This is a genomic window from Pseudomonas sp. ADAK2 (genome assembly GCF_012935755.1).
Lineage (GTDB): Bacteria > Pseudomonadota > Gammaproteobacteria > Pseudomonadales > Pseudomonadaceae > Aquipseudomonas.
Map to the genome: position 1 here is coordinate 7,097,409 of NZ_CP052862.1, position 7,852 is coordinate 7,105,260.

The 7,852-nt window shown below is 55.2% G+C and carries 5 protein-coding genes; all 5 read left to right on the plus strand.

What is annotated here, in order from left to right; genetic code table 11:
* The first annotated feature begins 181 nt into the window (after positions 1–181).
* From HKK52_RS32395 to HKK52_RS32415, 5 genes are read left to right on the plus strand one after another with little or no spacing between them, the layout of a single operon-like run.
* Entirely contained in the window at positions 182–2,032 is a 1,851-nt protein-coding gene (locus HKK52_RS32395; RefSeq protein WP_169374131.1) for a type VI secretion system Vgr family protein, read from the plus strand.
* 11 nt (positions 2,033–2,043) lie between these two features.
* On the plus strand, positions 2,044–2,628 hold the full coding sequence (locus HKK52_RS32400) for a hypothetical protein (protein WP_169374132.1): 585 nt from the start codon (positions 2,044–2,046) through the stop codon (positions 2,626–2,628).
* A 37-nt stretch (positions 2,629–2,665) separates the two neighbouring features.
* Positions 2,666–3,127 (plus strand): DcrB-related protein, encoded by a 462-nt coding sequence (locus tag HKK52_RS32405; RefSeq protein WP_169374133.1) that lies wholly within the window; start codon positions 2,666–2,668, stop codon positions 3,125–3,127.
* A 3-nt stretch (positions 3,128–3,130) separates the two neighbouring features.
* Positions 3,131–7,348 carry an RHS repeat-associated core domain-containing protein gene (locus HKK52_RS32410; RefSeq protein ID WP_169374134.1) on the plus strand — a complete coding sequence of 1,406 codons (4,218 nt, stop codon included), beginning with the start codon at positions 3,131–3,133 and terminating at the stop codon, positions 7,346–7,348.
* A 7-nt stretch (positions 7,349–7,355) separates the two neighbouring features.
* A complete protein-coding gene (locus tag HKK52_RS32415; RefSeq protein ID WP_169374135.1) occupies positions 7,356–7,670 on the plus strand; it encodes a DUF7716 domain-containing protein in 315 nt (104 codons plus the stop codon).
* The last annotated feature ends 182 nt before the right edge of the window (positions 7,671–7,852 follow it).

A 7,852-nucleotide genomic window follows, 5' to 3' on the forward strand; every position in this document is an offset into this window, starting at 1 on the left:
AACTCCCTGTATGCGTGTCTGCTCGCCTTGCGTGGCAAGGCCCGTGCAGCAGGGTGCACTGAGTGCAAAATAAAATCAAACAGGCTAAGTGCCATCAGTTTCCGAAAATCGTAACCTTGACAAAGAACTTTCAAGAGGTTTCCATCGCGGGCTTCAGGCTAAATTTTGCAGGATGCAACGAATGATATCGGACCTTATCGGACAGATTACAGCCCAGAACAATCGGCTCATCACATTCGACTCCCCGTTGCCACCCGAGCAGGAACTGATCCTGGAAAGCTTTGGCGGTGAAGAGGGGCTTTCGATTCTGTTTGAATACGAATTACAGCTCTTGTCTAGCGACGCAACAATAGAGCTTAAGAAGTTGATCGGCAAGAAAGTTTCCATGGAAATCACCTTGGCCGATGGTGGAACCAGAATAATTAGCGGACATTGTTCGCATTTCAATCATGTCGGCGCTAATGGCGGGGTTGCCAACTACGTGGCCAAAGTTGTTCCTTGGCTGTGGATATTGAGCAGGCGTCGTGACTCACGTGTTTTTCAAGACAAAACTGTCGAGGAAATCATCAAGGAAGTTTTCACCTATTACCTCAGTCTGGCGAGTTATGAGTTCAGGCTGAGTCGCGCATTGAAGCCGGTTAGCTACTGTACTCAGTATCAGGAGTCAGACCTGAATTTTGTACTTAGACTTTTGCAAGAGGAAGGTTTGTTTTTCAATTTTGAGCACAGTAAAGATGGCCATCGATTGGTCATCTTTGACGATAGTCTCAACTTTGGCCCTTTACCGGATCAGCCGTCGATACGCTTCCACACGGCTTCTGTCACTGAAGAATTCGATTCTATTACTGAATGGTCGTCTCAGCGTACGTTCCACTCCACACGACTCTCATTGAAATCCTTTGATTACAAACAGCCCAGATTCTCTAATCAGGTGCAACTCGAAACCATTGCCAAGCAAGGCGATGTAGGGCAGTACGAGATTTTCGAGTACGAAGGGTTGTACGGTTATTCGGATCCACAGCACGGTGAGCAAATTGCGCGCAATCGTCTGGAGGCAATGGAAGTCCAAGGCAAAACCTTTCAGGGTAAAAGTAACTGTCGTGCGATGCAGCCCGGATACTACTTTGAATTGACCCAGCATTACGATCATGACACTGGACCCGTGGATGATCGGCGGTTTTTACTGTTGAGCGTCAAGCACTTTGGCCGTAATAACTATTCTGGTGGTGGAGAAGCCTTTTACCAAAACCAGTTTATTTGTATCCGCCGCAAGATCCCATTCAAGCCGCCTATGAGCACTCCGCGAGCTTTGATCAGTGGCCCGCAAACCGCCATAGTTGTGGGGCCGCCCGGAGAAGAGATCTACACCGACGAACTCGGTCGCGTAAAAGTCCAATTTCACTGGGACCGCTACGGCGAATTCAACGACAAGAGTTCGTGCTGGGTCCGCGTGGCCCAATCCGGAGCTAGCGGCGGCTTCGGCAGCATTCTGATTCCGCGGGTCGGCGATGAAGTCGTCGTGGTCTTTCTGGACGGCAACCCTGATCGTCCGTTGATCATGGGCAGCCTCTATAACAGTCAGAACACGCCGCCGTGGTCGCTGCCGGCGAACAAGACGCAGAGCGGATTTTTGACGCGGTCGATGAAGGGCGATGGCGGTACGGCGAACTTTTTCCGCTTTGAAGACAAGGCGGGGGCCGAGCAGGTCATCGTGCATGCCGAGCGCAACATGGACACCGAGATCGAGGTCGACGAGATCCACAGCGTCGGCAGCAATCGCACGATCACGGTCGGCGGCACGCACACCGAAACGATCAAGAAAGACACGGTGATGAATGTCCAGGAAGGCTCGTTGACGATTCAGGTCGACAACCAGTTCATTCAGGTCAATGCCAAGCGGCACATCATTCTTCAGGTGGGCAGTAGCAGTATCAAACTGACACCCGACGGAATCGAAATAAAGGGTGATGCCATCGATATTCTTGGCAAGAAGACCTATGTCCACGGTGATCGTGTCGATATCAACAAGTGAGAAACCAGACCATGGTCAGGACGAGTATTTACGACCGTATTTCCGAAAAGCGACTCGCGGCCGAGGCGCTCGCGCGCCTGCAGCTGCAGGAAGCAGTCGACGCTCCGCCCGCTGTCATCGAGCCAGAGCCGGTAGAGGTTGTCTCACTTCAGCTTGCCCGGAATGAATTGACAGTTGCAGGACTGAATCTGGTAATGCCGCAGGGGCTCAACTTCCGCGACATTAACACCACGCTGGAAAAGCATGGCCATCCCGTCACGTTCAGCGTGAAGCGCCGTCCTGCGCCTGAGGGGCTGACGCTGCAACGCTCGGTTGAGTTGTATGTGGAGAACCTGCGCAAAAACCATTCCGACGTCACTATCGTGCGCCAGAGCAATCGCCTGTTAGCGGGTAGCCCGGCGATTGCATTGGATTATGTATTTACTGCCGGGCAAGAACGTCGTCACGGCAGAGCGACCAGTGCGGTTATCAATTCGGTCGATGGAAACGAACGCCAGTGGTTCAGCATCTCGACGATGATCAATCCCGCTCACGCAGAGCTTGCCGATTGGCTGATCGATTTCGACGCCATGCTCGACGCTATTGCTGGCAACTGAACATTTCCCTTTTACGTATTTACGGAACACACCTCCGATGGACTATCAGCTTCAGGAAGGATCTATTGTACTGCCGGAAGGTTTTCAGGACCGCACGGTCAATATGTTTGTGCTTGGCAACAGCATTCCGGCTCCGCTGAACATCACGATCTCGCGCGACAACATGCTGCCGGCCGAGGATCTGAAAACGTACATCGAGCGTCAGGTGAAACTCATTGCCGCCAAACTGCGCGGTTACACCTTGCTCAGCAAGAAGGCTGCCACGTTATCCAGCGAGCATCCGCGCTCTGGCATCCAGGTGGATGCTTATTACATGAACGACGGTAGTCCGGTGTATCAACGTCAGGCGGCTTTCGAGATAGAGCAGGGTCGCATTCTCGTGTTTTCAACGACGAGCCAGGCTGATTTCAGCGCCACTCAAAATGAGAACTGGCTGCAACTGCTGACAAGCTTCCAACCACGCCAGGACACCGCGCCCACTGACATCGAACAGGAGTAACCCATGTTCGAAGCAGCGCGTTGGGGCGACGAAATTGAACACACCAGTGCTCTTGGCGGATTTCTCGCGGGCGCAGTGATTGGGCTTGCGATTGCGACCGCTGCCGCTTTCATGATTTGTACCGCGGGGCTCGGCGGCATTCTGTTGGGTGTTGCCATAGGTCTGGGTGCCAGCTTCCTCCCGATGATTGGCGAGAGCATGGGGTCTGCACGAAGTTCGCCTGCCGGAGGGATAAAGCTGGAAGGTTGCTCTACGGACGTGTTCATCAACAGCCGTAATGCGGCCCATGCGACTTTGAGTCAAGGCACGTGTGATAAACACCCGGCGCCGGTGATAGTTGCCGAAGGTTCTTCCAACGTATTCATCAACAACGTGGCGGCTTCGCGCAAGGGCGACAAACTGACTTGTGGGTCGAAGATATCGAGTGGCTCGAATAACGTGTTCATTGGTGGCGGGACAGAGCGCTATCTCGACGTAGACGAAGAGATACCGGGCTGGCTTCGCGTCACTGTCGATGTGCTGATGATCGTCGCGTCGATGGGCCGTGCGATAGGTCCGATTTTGAAGCTTGGGCTGGCACAGGGACTAAAAGCAGCCGGTCCTTGCGCATTGAAGTTTGGGGCAACCGTTGCAGGCAGCTATCTGGCCGGTCGATTTGTAATCGGGCCAGCGGTCGAGCGCGCAATCGGCGGTTTAAGCGGAAACCCAGTGGATCTTACAACCGGGCGCAAACTGTTGCTCGAATCGGGAGAAACCGACTTTGCGCTCCCGGGGCTCATGCCCATTGAATGGTCACGTTTCTATGCCAGCGACCTGACCGTCGACAGCGTGCTCGGTAGGGGTTGGGTCTTGCCTTGGGAACAAAGCCTGCGCAGAAGTGGCAGCTTCGTCTACCTCACCGATAACCAGGGGCGCAGTGTGCCCTTTGTTGATGTCGAGCCAGGCGATCGCATCTACAACCCCTATGAACAACTGCATCTGGTTCGCACCGAGGGCGGTCACTACCTGCTGCAAACCCTCGACAACATCTTCTTCTACTTCGGCGAAGTACCGGACGACAACGTCCCCGTACCGCTGCAACGCATCGAAAACGCCCTCGGCCATTTCCTGCATTTCACCCGCACGGTCGACGGCACGCTGACCGACATCAGCGCCACCGGCGGCGTACGTGTTCACCTGCACTACGACAACCCGTTGGGTCGCCTGACCGATGTCAAACGCATCGTCGATAACCTGGCCGTCGAAACCCTGGTGCAATATCGCTACGACGACAATGGCCAGCTCATCGAGGTGATCAATCGCAATAACGATTCGGTCCGCCGCTTCAGCTACGCCGACGGCGTCATGGCCAGCCACAGCAATGCCCTGGGTCTGAGCTGCCATTACCGCTGGCAAACCATTGATGACCAACCCCGTGTGGTGGAGCACTGGACCAGCGACGGCGAACACTATCACTTGCGCTACGACTTCAAGCAGCGCACTTCCTGGGCCACTGACGCGCTGGGACGTGAGCTGGAAATTCACTACAACGAAGATCGTCGCGTCATCGCCAGTCGTGATGTCGGCGGTGAACGCTACGGCATCGACCTTGATGAGGCTGGCAACATGACCGGCCTGACGCTGCCCGACGGCAATCAGCTGGCGTTCAAGTACGATGACTTTTCCCGTTTGATCGAAGAAACCGACCCGCTGGGCCGCAAGATCAAATACAAGTACCACCTCAGCACCACGCTGGTCACCGAGACCACCTTCCTCGACGGCAGCACCTGGAAAGCCCGCTACGACGCCAAGGGCAACCTCATCGCTGAAGTCGACGCGCTGGGCAACAAAACCGAATACCTCAACAGCGACGACGGTCTGCCGCACACCATCATCGACGCCACGCACAAGTCAAAATACCTGTGGTGGAACACCCTGGCCCAGGTCGAACGTTTCCAGGATTGCTCGGGTAAAAACACCCACTACCGTTTCGACGAACGCCATCACCTGATCGCCGTCACCGATGCCCTGAACCAGACTACCACCCTGGAACGCAAACCCGACGGCGAAGTGCTGCGCATCCAGCACCCGGACGGCAGCGCCGAGTCGTTTACCTACAACGCCCTCGGCCAGGTGCTGACGCACACCGACGGCAAAGGCCAGACCACGCGCCTGCTGCGCACCGCTCGCGGCCTGCCGAGCAGCCGCCAGGACGCCAAAGGCCAGCGCATCCGCTACGAATACGACCAGGCCATCCGCCTGACCGCGCTGGTCAACGAGAACAACGCGGCTTACCAGTTTGCCTACGACGCGTCCGATCGCCTGATCGAAGAAAAACGCATCGACAACTTGACCCGCCGGTTCAGCTACAACCTGGGCGGGCACCTGACGCGGGTTGACGAAATCGGCTACGGCGAGCGCGCCGAGCGCCCACAGCGCACCTCGGAATTTGAGCGCGACCCCATCGGCCGACTGTTGGCCAAGCTCAACGCCGATGCCCGTCATGCTTACACCTACGACGACGCAGACCGCTTGCTCACCATCGAGCGCCTGCCCACCGCCCACGGCAAAAAACTCGGCGTCAGTGAAGAGACACTCGATTTCTCCTACGACCTGCTGGGACGCCTGATCAAAGAGACCACGCCGCAAGGCGCTCTGTCCTACGACTACGATCCGCTGAGCAACCTGACCACACTGACCCTGCCCACCGGCCAGCACCTGAACCACCTGTATTACGGCAGCGGCCACCTGCACCAACTCAACCTCGACGGCCAACTGATCAGCGACATGGAACGCGACGACCTGCACCGCGAAGTCCTGCGCACCCAGGGCCAGCTCACCAGTTGCTTCGGCTACGACGCCATGGGCCGCAAGGCCTGGCAGTTCGCCTCGCGCCTGCCGGCGGAAAAACTCTCGCAACTGCACAACCCCGGCATCCAGCCCGACCTGCTGGTGGAGCACGCCTACAACCCGATCCACCGCCGTCATCAATACGACCCCGCCGGCGAACTCACCCGCACCCTCGACAAATTGCGCGGCGAGATCAAGTACGAGTACGAAGCCAACGGCCAACTGCACAGCCGTGACACGGGCAGGCTGGTGGACAGTGAAGAGTTCCGCTACGACGCGGCGGCGAACCGGCTGAACTTCAACACCAGTCAGTTCGATCACGTCAAAGACAACCGGCTCAAGCAGTGGCGGGATCAGGAGTACACCTACGATGCGTGGGGCAACCTGATTGAAAAGCGTAGCGGCATGAACGGGCTGCAGACGTTCAGTTACGACGGTGAGAATCGGCTGGTTAAGGCCGAGACGTTGGTGGGCGGCAAGCTGGAAAGTACCGGGGCCTATCGTTACGACAGCCTGGGACGACGGGTGGCCAAGGTGTCAGCGGTCAACGGCGTCACCGAACAGAAGAATTTTCTGTGGCAAGGCTTGCGCCTGTTGCGCGAGGAAACGCCGGGGCAGAGCAGCCTGTACATTTACGAGCCGGGTAGTTATGCGCCGTTGGCGCGGGTGGATCAGGAAGAGGGTGGGGAGCAGACGCTTTATTACTTCCATACCGACCAGATTGGTACGCCGCTTGAGATGACTGACCGGGAAGGGCAGATTGTTTGGCAGGCAACGTATAAGGCGTGGGGCTCCATCGAAACGCTGACGGTGAACAAGGTTGAGCAAAACCTGAGGTTTCAGGGGCAGTATTTCGATGATGAGACGGGACTACACTACAACACGTTTCGGTATTACGATCCGGAGGTGGGGCGGTTTGTTACGCAGGATCCGATTGGGCTGGATGGTGGATTCAACCTTTATCGATACGTTACGAGTCCTACTGGTTGGATCGATCCTCTCGGATGGACTGGAATAGATGGAAGCGGCAGGCCGCTATCGAGCAGTCAGTATAGTGTGTGGACCAGTGTGGAAATGCCATCAGAAATTCATGCGTCTGACCGGCCGGTACACTTCCGGTATGCAAACGAAGAGTTATACAATCGGACGTTAAAATATCCAGAGCTGAAATCCTCTCTTCCACCTGAAGTGGTGACGCATATTCAGCCTGGGCCTAGAGGAGGATTTAAGCAAACCAGTCCGCCAAATCATTCTTGGCACCATAATGCTCAGACTCCTAAGGATATCGAGTTGATACCTAGGGCTCAGCATCAGGCGGCCGGACCGGTACAGCAAAGCCTCCATCCTAATCAGCAGGGTGGCTTCAAAAAATTGCAAAACTCTGCGTGTTGAGGTGAGTATGAAAACCTATAGTATTAGAGAAGTTTTAGAGAATATCGGGCAGATGCCGGAGACATGGTTTTATTTGCCAGCTACGACATGGACGTTGGATACGAAAGGAGCATTTTCTTTAGATAGTTGGGATTTTCCGCCCGATTCAACGGATTACCTTCCTCCACAGGTAGCTAGCGAGGGATGGAAGGCATCACTTGATAAAGCATCAATTGAAGATGTGATTTCAAATCTTGATCAGCAGTTGCCTAGCCCAACAATTGACGAGTATTTTGAAGCGTTTAAGTTTTACTTTGAAAATGATGCGTTCATTGTTTTATAAATCTTTCAGTTTTTAGAAGCAAGAGCAATGCGCTTGCTCGATAGTGGCAGCGCAGCTCTTTGAAGCTCATTAAGACACATCTTGATTTGATTGGGCGGCGTGAGTTGGGCGTCCAGCTAGGGCTAAAGACGACAACAACCCTGTCCCGCTACAACGCATCGAGAATGCCCTCGGTCACTTCT

What these genes read in the sequence shown, in the direction of transcription:
- HKK52_RS32410 (WP_169374134.1), top strand. Translation starts at nt 3,131, where the DNA reads ATGTTCGAAGCAGCGCGTTGGGGCGACGAAATTGAACACACCAGTGCT.
- HKK52_RS32395 (WP_169374131.1), top strand. Translation starts at nt 182, where the DNA reads ATGATATCGGACCTTATCGGACAGATTACAGCCCAGAACAATCGGCTC.
- HKK52_RS32405 (WP_169374133.1), top strand. Translation starts at nt 2,666, where the DNA reads ATGGACTATCAGCTTCAGGAAGGATCTATTGTACTGCCGGAAGGTTTT.
- HKK52_RS32400 (WP_169374132.1), top strand. Translation starts at nt 2,044, where the DNA reads ATGGTCAGGACGAGTATTTACGACCGTATTTCCGAAAAGCGACTCGCG.
- HKK52_RS32415 (WP_169374135.1), top strand. Translation starts at nt 7,356, where the DNA reads ATGAAAACCTATAGTATTAGAGAAGTTTTAGAGAATATCGGGCAGATG.